The organism is Tepidibacter thalassicus DSM 15285, from assembly GCF_900129915.1.
GTDB classification, from domain to species: domain Bacteria; phylum Bacillota; class Clostridia; order Peptostreptococcales; family Peptostreptococcaceae; genus Tepidibacter; species Tepidibacter thalassicus.
On sequence record NZ_FQXH01000015.1, the window covers coordinates 19,456 to 38,104 of the forward strand.

The 18,649-nt window shown below is 27.3% G+C and carries 21 protein-coding genes; 8 read left to right on the forward strand and 13 right to left on the reverse strand.

Annotated features, from left to right (window positions below; all coding sequences use genetic code 11):
- Window positions 1-39 precede the first annotated feature (39 nt).
- The 13 genes from BUA19_RS07405 to dnaA all read right to left on the reverse strand — a co-directional run bounded on the left by BUA19_RS07405 (window position 40) and on the right by dnaA (window position 11,563).
- Window positions 40-564: a transcription repressor NadR gene (locus tag BUA19_RS07405; RefSeq protein WP_072725217.1), complete on the reverse strand. Its 525-nt coding sequence runs from the start codon at window positions 562-564 to the stop codon at window positions 40-42.
- A gap of 98 nt (window positions 565-662) precedes the next feature.
- Window positions 663-1,439 carry a SigB/SigF/SigG family RNA polymerase sigma factor gene (locus BUA19_RS07410; RefSeq protein WP_072725218.1) on the reverse strand — a complete coding sequence of 259 codons (777 nt, stop codon included), beginning with the start codon at window positions 1,437-1,439 and terminating at the stop codon, window positions 663-665.
- Complete coding sequence (locus BUA19_RS07415; RefSeq protein ID WP_072725220.1) at window positions 1,439-1,879, reverse strand: ATP-binding protein; 441 nt, start codon at window positions 1,877-1,879, stop codon at window positions 1,439-1,441. The genes BUA19_RS07410 and BUA19_RS07415 overlap by 1 nt, the downstream gene beginning before the upstream one ends.
- Window positions 1,880-1,884: 5 nt before the next feature.
- Window positions 1,885-2,202, reverse strand: a complete 318-nt coding sequence (locus BUA19_RS07420; protein WP_072725222.1) for an STAS domain-containing protein — start codon at window positions 2,200-2,202, stop codon at window positions 1,885-1,887.
- Window positions 2,183-2,506 carry a hypothetical protein gene (locus BUA19_RS07425; protein ID WP_072725223.1) on the reverse strand — a complete coding sequence of 108 codons (324 nt, stop codon included), beginning with the start codon at window positions 2,504-2,506 and terminating at the stop codon, window positions 2,183-2,185. Before BUA19_RS07425 ends, BUA19_RS07420 begins: the two co-directional genes overlap by 20 nt.
- A gap of 2 nt (window positions 2,507-2,508) precedes the next feature.
- A complete protein-coding gene (locus tag BUA19_RS07430) occupies window positions 2,509-2,772 on the reverse strand; it encodes a YtxH domain-containing protein (protein ID WP_072725225.1) in 264 nt (87 codons plus the stop codon).
- 83 nt (window positions 2,773-2,855) lie between these two features.
- A complete protein-coding gene (gene gyrA / locus BUA19_RS07435; protein ID WP_072725227.1) occupies window positions 2,856-5,282 on the reverse strand; it encodes a DNA gyrase subunit A in 2,427 nt (808 codons plus the stop codon).
- A 19-nt stretch (window positions 5,283-5,301) separates the two neighbouring features.
- A complete protein-coding gene (gyrB, locus tag BUA19_RS07440) occupies window positions 5,302-7,203 on the reverse strand; it encodes a DNA topoisomerase (ATP-hydrolyzing) subunit B (RefSeq protein ID WP_072725229.1) in 1,902 nt (633 codons plus the stop codon).
- Window positions 7,203-7,484, reverse strand: a complete 282-nt coding sequence (gene remB, locus BUA19_RS07445) for an extracellular matrix regulator RemB (protein ID WP_072725231.1) — start codon at window positions 7,482-7,484, stop codon at window positions 7,203-7,205. Before remB ends, gyrB begins: the two co-directional genes overlap by 1 nt.
- A 12-nt stretch (window positions 7,485-7,496) precedes the next feature.
- The gene (recF, locus tag BUA19_RS07450; RefSeq protein ID WP_072725233.1) at window positions 7,497-8,597 is read right to left on the reverse strand and encodes a DNA replication/repair protein RecF; all 1,101 of its coding nucleotides are present in this window, start codon (window positions 8,595-8,597) and stop codon (window positions 7,497-7,499) included.
- 11 nt (window positions 8,598-8,608) lie between these two features.
- Window positions 8,609-8,821 (reverse strand): S4 domain-containing protein YaaA, encoded by a 213-nt coding sequence (yaaA, locus tag BUA19_RS07455; RefSeq protein ID WP_072725235.1) that lies wholly within the window; start codon window positions 8,819-8,821, stop codon window positions 8,609-8,611.
- Between the two features lie 78 nt (window positions 8,822-8,899).
- Window positions 8,900-10,006, reverse strand: coding sequence for a DNA polymerase III subunit beta (gene dnaN / locus BUA19_RS07460; protein ID WP_072725237.1), 1,107 nt, complete (start codon window positions 10,004-10,006; stop codon window positions 8,900-8,902).
- 237 nt (window positions 10,007-10,243) lie between these two features.
- On the reverse strand, window positions 10,244-11,563 hold the full coding sequence (gene dnaA, locus BUA19_RS07465) for a chromosomal replication initiator protein DnaA (RefSeq protein ID WP_072725239.1): 1,320 nt from the start codon (window positions 11,561-11,563) through the stop codon (window positions 10,244-10,246).
- 639 nt (window positions 11,564-12,202) lie between these two features.
- Between dnaA and rpmH the strand changes: the two genes are divergently transcribed.
- The 8 genes from rpmH to rsmG all read left to right on the forward strand — a co-directional run bounded on the left by rpmH (window position 12,203) and on the right by rsmG (window position 18,545).
- A complete protein-coding gene (rpmH, locus tag BUA19_RS07470) occupies window positions 12,203-12,337 on the forward strand; it encodes a 50S ribosomal protein L34 (protein ID WP_072725240.1) in 135 nt (44 codons plus the stop codon).
- A gap of 60 nt (window positions 12,338-12,397) precedes the next feature.
- Window positions 12,398-12,748 carry a ribonuclease P protein component gene (gene rnpA / locus BUA19_RS07475; protein WP_072725242.1) on the forward strand — a complete coding sequence of 117 codons (351 nt, stop codon included), beginning with the start codon at window positions 12,398-12,400 and terminating at the stop codon, window positions 12,746-12,748.
- 12 nt (window positions 12,749-12,760) lie between these two features.
- On the forward strand, window positions 12,761-12,970 hold the full coding sequence (gene yidD, locus BUA19_RS07480) for a membrane protein insertion efficiency factor YidD (RefSeq protein WP_072725244.1): 210 nt from the start codon (window positions 12,761-12,763) through the stop codon (window positions 12,968-12,970).
- 222 nt (window positions 12,971-13,192) lie between these two features.
- A complete protein-coding gene (locus BUA19_RS07485) occupies window positions 13,193-13,843 on the forward strand; it encodes a YidC/Oxa1 family membrane protein insertase (RefSeq protein WP_242939262.1) in 651 nt (216 codons plus the stop codon).
- 4 nt (window positions 13,844-13,847) lie between these two features.
- Window positions 13,848-14,477, forward strand: coding sequence for an RNA-binding cell elongation regulator Jag/EloR (gene jag, locus BUA19_RS07490; RefSeq protein WP_072725249.1), 630 nt, complete (start codon window positions 13,848-13,850; stop codon window positions 14,475-14,477).
- A gap of 44 nt (window positions 14,478-14,521) precedes the next feature.
- Window positions 14,522-15,901, forward strand: a complete 1,380-nt coding sequence (mnmE, locus tag BUA19_RS07495; protein WP_072725251.1) for a tRNA uridine-5-carboxymethylaminomethyl(34) synthesis GTPase MnmE — start codon at window positions 14,522-14,524, stop codon at window positions 15,899-15,901.
- Between the two features lie 45 nt (window positions 15,902-15,946).
- On the forward strand, window positions 15,947-17,836 hold the full coding sequence (mnmG, locus tag BUA19_RS07500) for a tRNA uridine-5-carboxymethylaminomethyl(34) synthesis enzyme MnmG (RefSeq protein WP_072725254.1): 1,890 nt from the start codon (window positions 15,947-15,949) through the stop codon (window positions 17,834-17,836).
- A complete protein-coding gene (gene rsmG, locus BUA19_RS07505) occupies window positions 17,826-18,545 on the forward strand; it encodes a 16S rRNA (guanine(527)-N(7))-methyltransferase RsmG (RefSeq protein ID WP_072725256.1) in 720 nt (239 codons plus the stop codon). The genes mnmG and rsmG overlap by 11 nt, the downstream gene beginning before the upstream one ends.
- The last annotated feature ends 104 nt before the right edge of the window (window positions 18,546-18,649 follow it).

Genomic DNA, 18,649 nt, shown 5'->3' on the forward strand with positions numbered 1-18,649 from the left:
TTCTCCTGTCTTGTCACCTGCTATAAAAAATATATCACCTTATTTAACTTTTAGCAAGTATCCTTTATCCTCTAATTTTTTTATTATTTCACAATAAACATCTTCGTTCTTTACCTCTATAGTGTGAAAATGAATTCCATTTGTTAAACTAGATATTCCCTGAGAATTTGTAATCTCAAGTTTATGAATAAATTCATCCAGCTCTTTTCTTGAAGATACATTTATAATACCTCTTATTTCTCCATAAATAGGATGTTCTATAATTACATCTAATATTTTTCCTCCCATATCTATAATTATAGATAATTCTTCTTTTATTTCTTTTATATTAGAATGATGTTTAGATGTTATAACTTTAATTACATTTTTATTTTCAAACTTAGGAAATAAATATCCTTGAGGAGTTGCTATAATATTAACCCCCTTAGCTCTAAGTATTGCTATATCTTGAACTATAACTTGTCTACTAACATTAAATTTATCTGCAAGATCAGCTCCTTTTATAGGTTCTATACTATTATTTAGTATTTTTTCTATTTCTTTTCTTCTATTTAAAGTATCCATAAAACCCTCCTTTTAAAAATATATATTTTTATAAATGTATAACACAATAAAAGAGTTACAATAGATTGTATTTGTAACTCTTTTATTTATTTAGTTATCTATATTACTTTTTCATATTCTTTTTTAAGTTTAAATATTATTTTCCTTTCTAATCTCGATACTGTCATTTGAGATACTCCAAGTTCTTTTGCTATATCACTCTGTGTTTTATCATTAAAAAATCTATCTTTAATTATTTTCACTTCAATTTCATTTAATTTATTTATAAAAACATTTATAAAATCTTTATCTTCTATTTCTTTAAAATTTTTATCTTCATTTCCCATTAAATCCATTAACCTTATGTCTTTATCATCTCCATTATTATCATAGTTTAAATCTAAAGATATTGTTTTATATCCATACGATGCTTCCATAGCCTCTAAAACTTCTTCCTGAGAACACCCTAAATACTTTGCTATATCTTTTACCTTAGGAGGTTTTTGATTTTTTTGCTGAAGTTCAACTTTTGCTTTATTTATTTTTTTAGACAACTCTTGAATTCTTCTAGGAACTCTAACTGCCCATCCTTTATCTCTAAAATACTTTTTTATTTCACCTACAATAGTTGGAGTAGCAAAACTTGAAAATTCATATCCTTTATCTATATCAAATCTATCAATTGCATATATCAAACCTACAGATGCAACTTGATAAATATCCTCATATTCAATCCCTTTATTTATAAATTTTTTAGAAAGTATATCAACTATATACATATATCTTTCTACTAAAATATTTCTTATCTTTACATCTTTTGTTTTTTTATACAAATAAAACAATTCTTTATCAGTCAATAGTTCATCTGCATTTGTAGCTTTTGCTACATTTTTCATCAAATATCATCCCCTAAAAATTTAATCATTTTGATTTGACATCCTTTTCCTTTTTTTGATACAAACTCTACTTCATCCATAAGAGTTTTAATTATAAAAAGACCAAGTCCTCCCTCTTTAAGATTAAGTAAATCAGGTTCATCTATTTCTTCTACATTACATCCTTTTCCATTATCTTTTATTACTATAGATAAACTATCACTACCTATTTCAAAATTAATATAAAATTTATCATCTAATCCATGTTTTATTGCATTAGTACAACCTTCTGCTACTGCTACTTTTATATCCTCTATTTCATCTATATTAAATCCCATCCTGTTAGCTATAGCTGAAACAGTTAGTCTTATAACCCCTACATATTCAGGTTTACTTGGAACAGTCATATCTATTGATTCTATTATCTTATCTCCAATTTCTTCATTATTAATTACTGGCATCAGTTTTATCCCTCCACTTTAAAAATTTTATCTAAACCAGTTATATTAAATAATTTTTTTACATTTTTCTTTGCCTCAATTATATGTATATCCTTTCCTTGTTGTCTCAATCTCTTTAATACTCCAATTAACACTCCAAGTCCTGTAGAATCTATATATTCAAGTTCTGATGCATTTAATATTATATCTTGAGGATTAATTGAAACTACTTCTATTAAAACTTTTTTCAATTCATTTGCAGTATATATATCGATTTCTCCTTTTAACTCTATATTCCAAACATTTTTATCATTATTAAAATTTTTATTTATCACAAGTGACATTTTTTACATTCCTCCCTTTGTCGTTTCTATTAAGTATATTACTTACAAATTTAATTCCAGTTAAAAAATTAGATATACTTGTTCCTATAGAAACTATTTTATCCACACTACTAACTATATTATCCACATTATTCACAATATTTCCAACCTTTTTTTCATTTTCATCTAATATCTTATTTATTTTAACTAATATTTCACTAGACCTTTTAAATATAATACCTAAATTTATACAAACAATTACAAACCCTATACAAAAACCTATTCCAATTAAAAGAACTCCTAATTGCCACATACTTACTTCCAATTCTATTCACTCTCCTCTTCTTCAAATACTTTACTTATTATTATTTCTTCCTGCTGTTCTATTGTTTCATAATCTTCACTTAAACGTTTTATTATACTTTTCACTTTATTTTTCATATTTAATTTAAATTCCTCTGGATTATTTACTATATCTCTTGTTTTATTTAAAATCAACACTCTAGATTCTTTTCCACTTTTTGGAGCAAATAATAAAGCTATTACAGCGCCTACTATACTTCCAAATAAAAAATATCTTTTCTTAGCCATATCCCTCAACTCCTTTTTTAAGATACTATTATTTTATCACAATTAAATATGTTTTTATATTAAAAAAAGAATAGGATAAAATCCTATTCTTCTCCTATTATTTTAGCCATTGATTTTACATAAGTTTCTTCATCTGTTCTCATCAATTTAACACCACTTGTTATTCTACTTAAAACCGATATTTCATTTACATTAAATCTAATTAAAACTCCATCTGAATTTATTATCATTAATTCATCTTCTTCATTAACAACTCTTGCTCCAACTAAATTTCCAGTTTTTTGATTAATATTATACGTTTTTAAGCCTTTTCCTCCTCTATTTTGCACTCTATATTCAGATATAGGAGTTCTTTTCCCATATCCATTTTCACTAACTACTAAGAGTTCTGATCCTTCATTTATAAGGTCTATAGAAACAACTTTATCATCTTTATCCAAACTTATACCTTTAACACCCATCGCCGACCTTCCACTTTCTCTAATATCTTTTTCAGTAAATCTAATAGCCATTCCTTTCTCAGTAACTAAAATTATTTCATCTTCTCCATTAGTAATTTTTACTCCTATAAGTTCATCATCTTCTCTTAAATTTATAGCGATAAGACCATTTCTTTTACTTTTTCTAAATTCACTTATAGCAGTCTTTTTAATTATTCCATTTTTAGTACATAAAACAAGATATTTTTCATCTTCTGAATTTCTTATCGGTATTAAAGCTGTTATTTTTTCATCTTTATCAAGTGGAAGCAAGTTAATAATAGCAGTTCCTTTAGACTGTCTCTTACCTTCAGGTATCTGATAAACATTTATTCTATATACTCTTCCTTTGTTTGTAAAAAACGATATTCTGCTATGAGTAGATGTTGTTATTAAATGCTCTACAAAATCTTCCTCTCTGGTAGTTAATGCTGAAATTCCTTTTCCTCCTCTTTTTTGACTTTTATAAGTATCCGAAGGAATTCTCTTTATATACCCAAAATGAGTTAATGTTATCGCTACTTCTTCATCTTCTATTAAATCTTCAATATTGATTTCTCCTTCAACAGCTTGTATATCTGTTTTTCTATCATCACCGTATTTTTCTTTTATAAATAATATTTCTTCTTTTATCAAGTTTAACAATATTTTTTCATCTGCTAAAATTTCTTTTAATTTATTTATTTTTTTAATTATTTCCTCATATTCTAAATCTATCTTTTCTCTTTCAAGACCTGTAAGTCTTTGAAGTTTCATATCTAAAATTGCTTGAGCTTGAACTTCAGTTAATGAAAACTTTTCTACAAGTCCAGCTTTAGCTTCTTGTCCATTTTTAGAAGCTCTAATTAATTTTATAATTTCATCGAGATTGTCAAGAGCTATTTTTAAACCTTCTAAAATATGAGCTCTATCTTCAGCTTTTTTAAGCTCAAATTTTGTTCTTCTCGTTACAACATCTTTTTGATGTTCTAAATAATAATAAAGCATTTGCTTTAAATTTAAAATCTTAGGCTCTCCATTTACAAGAGCTAACATTATTATACTAAAGCTTTCTTCTAACTGAGAATGCTTGTACAATTTATTAAGTACTATATTTGCATTAGCATCTCTTTTAAGCTCTATAACAATTCTCATACCATTTCTGTTACTCTCGTCTCTAAGATCCGAAATTCCCTCTATTTTCTTTTCTTTTACAAGATCCGCTATTTTTTCAACGAGCTTTGCTTTGTTTACAAGATACGGAATCTCAGTAACTACTATTTGCTGTTTTCCTTTTCCTATATCTTCAATATAAGCTTTAGCTCTTACTTTTACTCTTCCTTTTCCTTTTTTATAAGCAGATATTATATTTTCTTTACCCATTATAGTTGAACCAGTAGGAAAATCTGGCCCTTTTATAAACTGCATAAGATCTTCTACTGAACATTCTGGATTATCTATAAGGTGAATTACTCCATCTATAACTTCTCTTAAATTGTGTGGAGGGATAGAAGTCGCCATCCCAACTGCAATTCCATTTGAGCCATTTACCAAAAGATTTGGAAATCTAGCCGGAAGAACAGACGGTTCTTTTAAGGTATCATCAAAGTTAGGTGTAAAATCTACTGTTTTTTTATCTATATCTCTTAAAAGCTCTAAAGTCAATTTTGACATTCTCGCTTCTGTATAACGCATTGCAGCAGGCGAATCTCCATCTATAGAACCAAAATTACCATGGCCATCTACTAATGGATATCTAGTTGAAAAATCTTGTGCCATTCTAACCATAGCAAGATATACTGCACTATCTCCATGAGGATGATATTTACCTAAAACATCCCCAACAATACGGGCAGATTTTCTATATGACTTATCAGGCATCAAATTAAGTTCATTCATAGCATAAAGTATTCTTCTATGAACAGGCTTTAATCCATCTCTTACATCTGGAAGTGCACGACCAACAATTACACTCATAGCATAATCTATATAAGATTTTTTCATTTCTTCTTCTATTTCAACAGGGATTATCCTATCCTTATTATCATTCATTCAAACATCCCCTTTCTTACTATATATCTAAATTATCTACATATTTTGCATTTTCTTCTATGAAATTTCTTCTAGGTTCTACTTTATCTCCCATAAGCATCGAAAATATTTCATCAGCTAGAGCTGCATCTTGTATAGAAACTTGAAGGAGAGTTCTAGTTTCTGGATTCATAGTAGTTTCCCAAAGCTGTTCGGCATTCATTTCTCCAAGTCCCTTATATCTTTGGATATCTACTGAACCTCTTCCAATTTTCTCTAAAGTTTCATTCAATTCTTTATCTGAATAAGCATAATATTCTTGTTTACCTTTTTTTATTTTATAAAGAGGAGGTTGTGCTATATAAACATATCCATTATCAATTAAAGGTCTCATATATCTAAAGAAAAATGTCAATAAAAGCGTTCTAATATGAGCTCCATCTACATCAGCATCTGTCATTATAATTATTTTATGGTATCTAAGTTTTGAAGAATCAAATTCATTTCCAACTCCACACCCAAAAGCAGTTATCATATTTCTTATTTCTTCTGAATTTAATATTTTATCAAGTCTAGATTTCTCGACATTTAATATTTTACCTCTTAAAGGAAGAATTGCTTGAGTTGCTCTATCTCTCCCTTGTTTTGCAGATCCTCCAGCAGAATCCCCTTCTACTAAAAATATTTCACTTCTAGAAGCATCTTTTTCCGAACAATCTGCAAGTTTTCCCGGAAGAGAAGTGCTCTCTAATACATTTTTTCTTCTTGTAAGTTCTCTAGCTTTTTTAGCAGCTTCTCTTGCTCTTTGAGCTCTCAATGCTTTATCTACTATAATTCTTGCGCTAGATGGATTTTCTTCTAAAAATGCTCCAAATTCTTCAACTGTAACACCTTCAACAATACCTCTTATTTCTGTATTTCCAAGTTTAGTTTTAGTTTGTCCTTCAAATTGAGGTTCTGGTATTTTTACAGAAACTATAGCAGTAAGACCTTCTCTTATATCTTCTCCTGATAAATTAGAATCTTTTTCTTTTATAAAATTATTTTTTCTAGCATAATCATTTAAAGTTCTAGTAAGTGCAGTTTTAAATCCACTTAAATGACTACCACCTTCATGTGTATTTATATTATTAGCAAAAGAATATATGTTTTCTGTGTACACATCAGTATATTGCATTGAAATTTCAACAATATATTCTCCTACTTTTTTTTCAAAATAAATTATATCATCATGAATTGCATTTCTAGTTTTATTTAAATGTTTTATAAATTCAATAAGTCCACCATCATAGTGAAATTCCTTTTTCTTTTGTTTATCAATTCTTTTATCCTCTAAAATTATCTTAATGCCTTTATTTAAAAAAGCTAATTCTCTAAGTCTATGCTCTAATGTTTCATACTTAAATTCTACTTCTTCAAATATAGTAGGATCTGGCTTAAATCTTACAGATGTTCCAGTTTCATTTGTATCTCCTATAACATTAAGACCTGTTATAGGATTTCCCCTTTGATATCTTTGATTGTGAATTTTTCCATCTCTTTTTACAGTAACTTCAACCCATTCCGATAATGCGTTTACTACTGATATTCCAACTCCATGAAGTCCACCTGAAACTTTATATCCACCAGAACCAAATTTTCCACCTGCATGAAGTACAGTTAAAACAGTTTCAACAGTAGATTTACCTGTTTGAGGATGTATTTCAACAGGAATACCACGTCCATTATCTACAACAACAACACTACCATCATTTTCTAATGCAACATATATTTCACTACAATAACCAGCCAAAGCCTCATCTATACTATTATCTACAACTTCATAAACTAAATGATGAAGTCCTCTAGGTCCAGTTGATCCTATATACATTCCTGGTCTTTTTCTTACAGGTTCAAGACCTTCTAATACCTGAATTTGACTTGCTCCATATTCTTGATTCATTATGTTACCTCCGTTTCCAAGGAATCAGAATTGCTAAATCCTGCTCTTTTTAAAAGAGTTAATGATGAAATAGGTGAATAATATATTATAAAATTTTCTTTATATTTTGTAACTACAATGGATTTAGGATTTTGTTTTGTCAACCTTATTATTTTATTGTTTTTTTCTATTTGCTCAAAAAAATTCACACAATTTTTAGATTTTAAAATTGACTGTGAATCAAGTATAAAAATTATATCGCTAATTAAAATATTACAATCTCCACCCAAATGCAAAAACATATTAAAATCCTCCTAATAGATAGCTCTTCCTTCCTCAACATAGAATATATTTACTTCTTTATTTTTAAAAATCCTTTTATGAGAATCTTCGGCACTAGTAATAAATATTTGAACATTTTCAAAACTATCTACTAGTAGTTGTTGTCTTTTTTGATCTAATTCACTGAATATATCATCAAGTAAAAGAATTGGATATTCTCCTATTTCTTCTTTTATAAGTTCTATTTCAGATAATTTCAATGATATTGATGCTGTTCTTTGTTGACCTTGTGAGCCATATAACCTAACATCTAATGAATTTATAAAAATACTTATATCATCTCTATGTGGTCCAATTTTAGTAGTTTTATTTTGTATATCTATAATTTTATTGCTTTTTAACTTTTTTAAAAATTTATACTTTATATCACCGTAAGTATCATCAACATTTATATTTATTTGATTTATATATTTTATGTTGAGTTCTTCAATTTCATCTGTCAGTTTTTTATGAATTAATCTCGCTAATGTATCTATTTTTTTTACAAAATCTCTCCTATAAAGATATATATAACTTCCATAATCAGAAAGTTTTTCATCGTATATATCTAATAAATTTTTATCTATATAATTAGATTTCAATAACTTATTTCTTTGAAACAGTATTTTATTGTAATTTAAAATATAATTATAATAAAGTGGAATTATTTGACTTATTTCTCTGTCTATAAATTTTCGCCTTTCTTTAGGACCTTCTTTTACTAATTTTAAATCTTCAGGAGAAAAAATAACAACATTTAAATTCCCTAATAATTGAGATATTTTTTTTATTGAAATTTTATTTATTTTAACACCTTTTTTACTATCCCTTCCGATAACTATTTCGATAATATTTTCTTCTTTTCCTTTTTCAAATAATCCACCTACATAACTATTTTTTTTATCAAATTTTATTAAATCTTTATCTTTATTTGTTCTAAATGATTTTCCTATAGATAATAAATATATGGCTTCTAGTATATTTGTTTTTCCTTGACCATTTTTACCCAATAATAGATTTATATTTTTATTAAAATTTAAATATTCTTCATCGTAATTTCTATAATTAATGAGTTTTAAACTTTTTAAATACACAAAAAGCACTCCTATTCTGATAGTACTTTTATACTCATTCCTTCAACTTCTACAATATCTCCAGGTTTTATTTTCTTTCCTCTTCGATATTCAATTTCTCCATTTACCTTAACATTTCCTTGTTGAATAATTATTTTAGCATATCCTCCAGTGGAAGTTATATTTAATAACTTAAGAAGCTGATCTAATTTTATAAAATCTGAATTTATTTTAATTTCTTTCATTAGCAATTCCTCCTATTTTTAATGCATTATATAATTATATCATAAAAATATTATAAAAACCCAACAATATTGTTGGGTCTATGCATTAGCTGATATTCTAACTGGTAAAAGCAAATATATATATTCAATTTCATCTACTGGTTTTAATATGCATGGACTTACATTTGTAGTGAATTCTAAATATATTTCTTCACTATCTATTATTTTTAAAGCTTCTATAAAATACCTTGAATTAAATGCTATATCTAAATCTTCACCTTCTAGTAGTATTGGAACTTCTTCATAAACATTACCAATTTCAGAGTTAGATGTTATTATCATATTATCGTCTCTTATGGAAAATTTAACTAAATTATTTTTTCCTTCTTTTGCTAAAAGCGAAGCTCTTTCTATACTATTTAAAAGTTTTTTTGTATTTACTTGTACTCTCAAATTATATTCACGAGGAATAAGTTGTCTATAATTAATAAATTCACCTTCTAAAAGTCTTGTTATTATTTTTGTATCTTTAATTAAAAATAAACAATGTTTATCAGTAAAAGCTATTTTAAAATTTCCTTCTTCAGATAGTATTTTATTCACTTCATTTAAAGCCTTTCCCGGTATTATTACTTTACTATTTCCTATAAAATTTTCGATTTTATCACTTCTTATAGCTAATCTATATCCATCTATAGCAACCAAACTTATATTATTATTTTCAATTTCTAAAAGTTCTCCCATTAATATAGGTTTTGTTTCATCTTGAGATATAGCAAAAACAGTTTGTTTTATCATGTTTTTAAATAAATTTTGAGAAATTTCATAAAATCTATTTTCATCTACATCAAGAAGTTTAGGATATTCTTCAGAAGAATGTCCTTTAATTTTAAACTCAGAATTTTCACATTTTATATATACATTATTTTCTGTATCAGTTGTTATTTCTACAAAAGAATCTGGTAATTTTCTAATTATATCTCCAAATAATTTTGAATCTATAACAATAGACCCTTCTTCTATTATTTCTCCATCTAAAAAAGTTTCTATACCTAATTCTAAATCATTTCCAATTAATTTTATTTTGTTATCAATAGTTTCAATAAGTATTCCTTTTAATATAGGTATTGTTGTTTTATTTGATACTCCTTTTTGAACAGTACCTACTTTATTAGCTAGTAATTTTTGATTGCAAATTATTTTCAATTTGGATGACCTCCTTTGAATGAATAAAAATATATATATAACAAAAAATATAATAGTAGTAGTAATAGGGCCTGTGGAAATGTGGATAATGCATTGAATGTATTGATATTATTAGTGTTTGTGTGTTGATAATATGTTAATAATTATCCACAATTTATCAACATATTAACATGAAAATAGAAAAATCAAAATTATTAACAATTTATTAAGATATTATCCACTGTTGCTTGTGGATAATTAACCTTTCAAATCTTCTATTATTTTATTTATTTTTTCTTTTGTATCAGAGTTTGTTTTTATTTCATTGTGTATTTTATCATGAGCATGTATTACTGTTGTATGATCTCTTCCTCCAAATTCTTCACCTATTTTAGGAAGAGAAAGATCTGTTAGTTCTCTACATAAGTACATTGCTATTTGTCTTGGATATGCTATGGCTCTTGTTCTTTTTTTTGAATTAAAGTCTTCCATTTTTATGTTAAAATATTTTGAGACTTTTTCTTTTATTAAATTTACTGTTATTTCTTGAGGTTTTGAAGATGACATTATATCTTTTAAAGCTTCAATTGCTAAATCAAAAGTTATTTCTTTATTTGTAAGAGATGAATATGCAACTACTCTGGTTAAAGCTCCTTCTAATTCTCTAATATTAGATTTTATATTTTTAGCTATATAAGTCATTACTTCATTAGGAACTAATATGTTTTCCATTTGAGCTTTTTTTCTGAGTATAGCCATTCTAGTTTCAAAGTCAGGTGGTTGAATATCAGTTATAAGTCCCATTTCAAATCTAGATCTTAATCTATCTTCCAATGTAGGGATTTCTTTAGGGGGTCTATCACTAGATATTATTATTTGTTTATTTGCTTCATGTAGTGCATTAAATGTATGGAAAAATTCTTCTTGAGTTCTTTCTTTACCAGCTATAAATTGAATATCATCTATAAGCAGAACATCTACATTTCTGTATTTATTTCTAAATTCTTCGTTTCTATCATCTTTTATTGAATTTATAAGTTCATTTGTAAATTTTTCTGATGAAACGTAAACTACTTTTAATTTTTTTGTATGACTTAATATGTGATGACCAATAGCATGCATTAAATGAGTTTTTCCGAGTCCAACTCCACCATATAAAAATAAAGGGTTATATGCTCTAGCTGGAGCTTCTGCAACGGCTACACAAGCTGCATGAGCAAATCTATTACTATTTCCTATTACGAAAGTATCGAATGTATATTTTGGATTTAAATTTGAATAACTAGGTATTTCTATTTTTGATTTATTTTCATTTTCGAAATCTTTTAGTTCTTCTTCATCTAAAATAAATTTTATTTTATATTTAATTGAAGAAATCTGATTTATAGATCCTTCAAGTAGATTCATATATCTAGCCTCTAATATTCCTTTTGTAAAGTCGTTGGGAACAGATAGTAATATAGTATTATTTTTTATTTTAAGAGGCTCAATAGGTTTGAAAAAAGCATTAAAACTTGCAGTAGTAAGTTCAGTTTTTATTAATTTGAGAGCATGTTCCCACAAGGAAATTAAATCCATATTAGTGACCTCCTATTGTAGTTGTTTAGTCAACAATTTCCACAGAGTTATCAACAGGCTTTTGAAAATGAAAAATTTTTTGTAATACAGTGTGATATTGTGTATAAGATTGTGGAAAAATAGTGAATTGTTGTGGATAAATCTGAATAACTTTTAAAAACAAAAAAATTATCAAGAATATGTTGATAAAATTATGTGAAAAAAAATATATTAAATTTCAAGCTTAAATAAAAAAATTTTGGACAAAATAAAATATTATACACAATGTTATCCACAGGGTGTGTATAATCTGGATAACTTTTTATGTTTTTATCAACATTATCAACAGGTAAAAATATAATATCAAATATTAAAATAAAGTTCAATATAATAAAAGTAATTTATCCACAACAAAAAACGGGTGTAGATAAAATTATACACAGGTTTGATTAAAATTAATATAAAAATTTATCTGTATTTGTAAAAATAATATTTATTTTGAATTTATATGAAAATATATAATTTTTTATTCATTAAAAAATTTCATTGACAATAAAAAATAATATCTATATAATTTATTAAGTAGTATGCTCACTTTTAATGGTGAAGTAATAATAAAATTTTAAATAGAATAATATTCATGGAAAGGCGGTGTTTTAGGTGAAAAGAACTTATCAGCCAAAGAAAAGACAAAGAAAAAAAGAACATGGATTTAGAAAGAGAATGAAGACTAAAAGTGGTAGAAATATTTTAAAAAGAAGAAGAGCAAGAGGTAGAAAAAGATTAACAGCTTAGTTTATAAGGGCCGCTTAATGTGGCCCTTTTGTGTAATTTTTAGGCTGGAGGAAATTGTAGATGAATTTTGTAAATGCTCAAGGTATAAAAAAGGATTCTGATTTTAGACAAGTGTATAAAAAAGGGAAATCTTTTGCGAACAGATTGTTGGTAATGTATGTACTTGAAAACAACTTAGGAATAAATAGGGTAGGTTTTTCTGTGTCTAAAAAGGTTGGAAAAAGTGTAGTAAGAAATAATGTTAGACGACTTATAAGAGAAAATTTTAGGTTAATTAGTAAAGATGAAAAAATTAAGATAGGTTATGACATAGTTTTTATATCTAGAGTTGCCGCAAAGGATTCAAATTTTGATTCTATAAAAAAATCAATGATAAATTTGTTTAAAAAAGCTAATATTATAAAAAGATAAGGAGATTATATTATGTCAAAATTGTGTATAACTATTATAAAGTTTTATCAAAAATATATATCTCCGATTAAAGGTAAGACCTGTAGATTTTATCCTACTTGTTCTCAATATGCTATAGAGGCTTTGAAAAAGTACGGATTTTTTAAAGGGTCTTATTTGTCTATAAAGAGAATTTTAAAGTGTCATCCATTTCACGAAGGAGGATATGATCCTTTAAAATAAAGCAAAGTGGTATGGAAGAAAACTTCATAAAATAGATAGATGGTATTCATCGTTATAAATAAGAACCGTAGGCCTTACGGGGATAGCCTGTGGAGATAGTAGATTGAGAGGTCTATGAAGCAGGAAAAGTTCTTGGATACATCAAGAAGCCCTCATTTTAGCGTGAGCAAATGGAGGGAGAGTGCAAAATAATAACATAATTGTATATGGGAGGTTTTTATTTTGTTCGCTAATTCTTTAGGTGCATTGTTAAAGATAGTATATAATATAATTGGTAATTATGGATGGTCAATAGTTGTATTTACTGTACTTGTGAAGTTGGCACTTCTTCCTTTGACTTTAAGTCAAACTAAATCTATGAAAGCAATGCAGGAAATACAGCCTAAAATAAAAGAAATACAAGAAAAATATAAAAATGATCAGCAAAAGATGAATGAAAAGATAATGCAACTTTATAAGGAAAATAAGGTTAATCCAATGGCAGGATGTTTACCTCTTTTGATACAAATGCCTATAATATTTGGACTTTATAGAGCTTTAAGAAATCCTGCTGAGTATGTATTTGGATCAGAAGCTGCATATAAAGCTATAGATACTAGTTTTTTATGGCTTAGCAATTTATCAGATCCAGAAAAAATAGTTTTGCCTTTATTAGCTGGAGTCACTACTTACATATCATCGGCAATGATGATTTCAAAAGAATCTAGAAAAGACTCATCTCAACTTGTTATGCTTTATCTTTTACCTATAATGATATTTTGGTGGGGGAGAAGTTTTCCGGCAGGTTTAACTTTATATTGGGTTGTAACTAATGTGTTCCAAATTGTACAACAGCAATTTATAATAAAGCCTGCTAAGCTTAAGGAGGAGTAGAATAATGAATGTTTTGGAGGTAACAGGGAAAACTATAGAAGAAGCTTTGAGTAAAGCTTTAGATGAATTAAATGTTACTAGAGAAGATGTAGATGTAGAAATTTTAGAAGAACCGACTAGAGGATTTTTGGGAATTATAGGTAACAAATTGGGTAAAATAAGAGTAACTTTAAAAGATAAAAGTGAAGAAATTGCAAGAAGTTTTATTCAAGATATATTAAATTCTATGAATATCAATGGAGAAATTGAAATATTAAAGAAAGATGATGATTTGATTATAAATTTGAAAGGAGAAGAAACTACAGCTTTGATTGGAAGACGAGGAGATACTCTTGATTCTCTTCAATTTTTGACAAGCTTAGTAGTGAATAAAAGCGCAAAGGGAAAAATAAGAGTTTTAATAGATATAGAAAATTATAGAGAAAAAAGAGAACAATCACTGATAAGATATGCAGGGAAATTAGCTAAAATTGTAGTAAAAAACAAAAAAACTATAAAGCTTGAAGCTATGAACCCTTATGAAAGAAGAATAATTCATTCAGCGCTTCAAAATAATCCTTATGTAACTACTCATAGTGAAGGGGTAGATCCAAATAGAAAAGTTGTTATAAGTTTAAAATCTAAAACCTCCTAAATTTAGGGGGTTTATTTTAAATTAATTTTAAAGAGGTGATTTTTTTGTATATAGATGATACTATTGCAGCTATTGCTACTGCTCCAGGTGAAGGCGGTATTGGTATAGTTAGAATAAGTGGTAAACAATCTTTAGATATAGCAGAAGATATATTTAAATCAGTTAGTGGCAAAAAGATAAAAGAATATAATCCTAGAACTTTGATTTATGGAAATATATTAGAAGATGATAAAATAGTAGATGAGGTATTAGTTGCTTATATGAAAGCACCTTACACTTATACTAAAGAAGATGTAATTGAAATAAATTGCCATGGCGGATTTTTGTCTGTAAAAAAAATATTAGAGCTTGTACTTAAAAAAGGAGCACGACTTGCTGAACCTGGAGAATTTACAAAGAGAGCATTTTTAAACGGTAGAATAGATTTATCTCAAGCAGAAGCAGTAATCGATGTTATAAGAGCAAAAACTGATTTGAGTTATGATATAGCTCAAAATCAACTGGAAGGTAGTCTTTCTTCACAGATAAAAAAACTTAGAGATAAGGCTACAGAAATACTTGCTCATATAGAAGTTTCTATAGATTTTCCAGATGAAGATGTGGAACATATAACTTATGAAACTTTATATAATAAATCTCAAGAATTAAAAAATGATATAGTAAAACTTTATGAAACTGCTGAAACAGGAAAAATAATGAGAGATGGACTTAAGACAGTTATTGTAGGAAAGCCTAATGTAGGGAAATCTTCTCTTTTGAATGCTATTCTTAAAGAATCTCGTGCTATAGTTACGGATATACCAGGAACTACAAGAGATGTAATAGAGGAATTTGTAAATATAAAAGGAATTCCATTAAAAATAATAGATACAGCAGGTATAAGAGAAACTGATGATATTGTCGAAAAAATAGGTGTAGAAAAATCAAAAGAGTTTTTTGAAAAAGCTGATTTGGTTATACTTGTTTTAGATGCTTCAAGAGAGTTATCTGAAGAAGATATAGATATACTTCAAAAAATAAAAGATAGACAAGCAATAGTTTTAATAAATAAAAGTGATTTACCATCAAAGTTAGATGAAGAAATAATAAAAGAATATATAGATGAACATAGAATAATAAAGATATCTGCTATTCAGAGAATTGGAATAGAAAAACTAGAAGATGAAATTGCAAACATGGTTTATAAAGGAGATGTTTCACAAAAAAATACTGTTATGATTACAAATATAAGACATAAAAATGCTCTTAAAAAAGCAATAGACTCTATAAATGATGGAATAAAAGCGATAAAAGAAAATATGCCTTTGGATTTTATAGAGGTTGATTTTAAAGATGTATGGACTTATTTGGGCGAGGTAAGTGGAGATACTGTTTCAGAAGATTTACTTGATACGATATTTAGAGATTTTTGTATAGGAAAATAAAAAAATGTAGAGTATTGTTTATCGTGAAACATAAGGAGGTTTAATATGAAATTTAATGGAGGAGAATACGATGTTATAGTAGTTGGTGCAGGTCATGCAGGGTGTGAAGCGGCATTGGCCTCAGCTAGAATGGGTTGTAAAACATTAGTTATAACTATGTCTTTAGATTCAATAGCACTAATGCCATGTAATCCATCTATAGGAGGAACTGGAAAAGGACATTTAGTTAGAGAAATAGATGCACTTGGTGGAGAGATGGGAATTAATATAGATAAAACATTTATACAAAGTAGAATGATAAATACAGCTAAAGGACCAGCTGTACATTCTTTAAGAGCTCAAGCTGATAAATATAAATATCATAAAGAGATGAAAAATACATTAGAAAATCAAGAAAATTTAGATTTAATTATGGATGAAGTAGTAGAAGTTATATCAGAAGGTAATGTGGTTAAGGGAGTATCTACAAAATTAGGTGCAAATTATTATTGTAAGGCTTTAATATTGTCGACTGGAGTATATTTAAATTCTAAAATATATATAGGAGAAGTGAGTTTTTATGAAGGGCCTAATGCTCTTGGGTATTCTAAATACTTAACTGACAGTTTGGTAAAATTAGGGCTTAGAATGAGAAGATTTAAAACAGGAACTCCAGCGAGAATTCATAGAGACAGTATTGATTTTTCGAAAATGGAAATACAAAAAGGTGATGAGAAAATAATACCTTTTTCATTTATGAACGATGAATTAGAAGTAAGACAAGAACCATGTTATTTAACTAGAACAACTGAAAAAACTCATAAAATAATAATGGATAATATAAAAAGATCTGCTATGTATAGTGGAGAGATAGAAAGTGTTGGGCCTAGATATTGTCCTTCTATAGAAGATAAAATTGTTAGATTTAGTGATAAACTAACACATCAAACTTTTATAGAGCCTGAAGGACTTGATACGAAAGAAATGTATATACAAGGAATATCTACAAGTCTTCCTTATGAAGTTCAAATTGATATGTATAAATCTATAACAGGACTTGAAAATTGTAAAATAATGAGACCTGCATATGCTATAGAATACGATTGTATAGATCCAACTCAATTAAAGCCATCACTTGAAATAAAAGGTATTGAGAATTTATTTAGTGCAGGACAATTTAATGGAACATCTGGTTATGAAGAAGCTGCAGCTCAAGGACTTATAGCAGGTATTAATGCTTCTCTTAAAATTCAAGGAAAAGAACCTTTTATTTTGGATAGATCAGAGGGATATATAGGGGTATTGATAGATGATTTAGTTACCAAGGGAACTAATGAACCTTATAGAATGATGACATCAAGATGTGAATATAGATTACTTCTTAGACAAGATAATGCAGATTTAAGACTAACAGAAAAGGGATATAAAATTGGACTTGTTACAGAGGAAAGATATAAAAAATATAAAATTAAAAAAGAACAATTAGATAAAGAAATTGATAGATTAAAAACAGAAAGAGTTACACCAAAACAGATAAATAATATACTAGAAGAAATGAATTTACCTAAAATAAATACAGGAATGTCACTTTATGAGTTTTTGAAAAGACCTGAGTTTGATTATGAAGTTTTAGAACGTATAGGGAAAGGACCACAGACAGAAATATTAGAAACAGTGAAAGAACAATGTCAAATAATTGCAAAATATGAAGGGTATATAGATAAACAGTTAAAGCAAATAGATCAATTTAAAAAATTAGAAAATAAAAAGCTTCCACAAAATATTGATTATTCTAAAATAGATGGATTAAGACTTGAAGCAAGACAAAAGTTAAATGATATAAGACCGATTTCAATAGGACAGGCTTCTCGTATATCAGGAGTATCTCCAGCTGATATATCTGTTCTTTTAATATATCTTGAGCAGATTAAAAGAGGTGAAAACATTGAAAAATAAAGAAATTTTGAAAAGAGGATTAGAAGAACTCAACATATCTGTAGATGATTTAAAAATAGATAAATTTGAAAAATATAAAAATTTGCTTATCGAGTGGAATAAAAATATAAATCTGACAGCAATAGAAGATGAAAAGGAAATTTATATAAAACATTTTATAGATTCAGTGTCATGTCTTTTAACAGGGTATATAAAGGATTATGACAAAATTATAGATGTAGGAACTGGTGCGGGTTTTCCAGGCATACCGTTAAGGGTATGTTTGGAAAATATAAATTTGACTTTACTTGATTCGTTAAATAAGAGAATTAATTTCTTGAGGGAAGTTTGTAATTCTCTTGATTTAGATAATGTTGAATTTATCCATGGCAGAGCAGAAGATTTTGGAAAAGATGAGGATTATAGAGAAAAATATGATGTGGCTACAGCTAGAGCTGTTGCTTCACTGCCGATATTACTTGAATATTGTACACCTTTTATAAAAGTAGGGGGATATTTTGTTTGTTTAAAGGGACCATCAATTTATGAAGAATTAAAAGAATCTGAAAAAGCAATAGAGATTTTGGGGATGGAATTTGTAGAAAAAGTAGATGTGAAACTTCCTTTTACAGACATAAATCACAATATATTGATTTTGAAAAAAATAAAAAATACTCCAACAAAATATCCTCGAAAGGCAGGTAAACCATCAAAAAATCCTATAAAGTAATAAGAACACTGTCAAAAAAGAAACGTATTTCCCGAGAAATAAGCTAAGATGTAGCATGAAAATATAGAAAACATAGAAGGGATATGAATGTTTTTGGAGAAAGT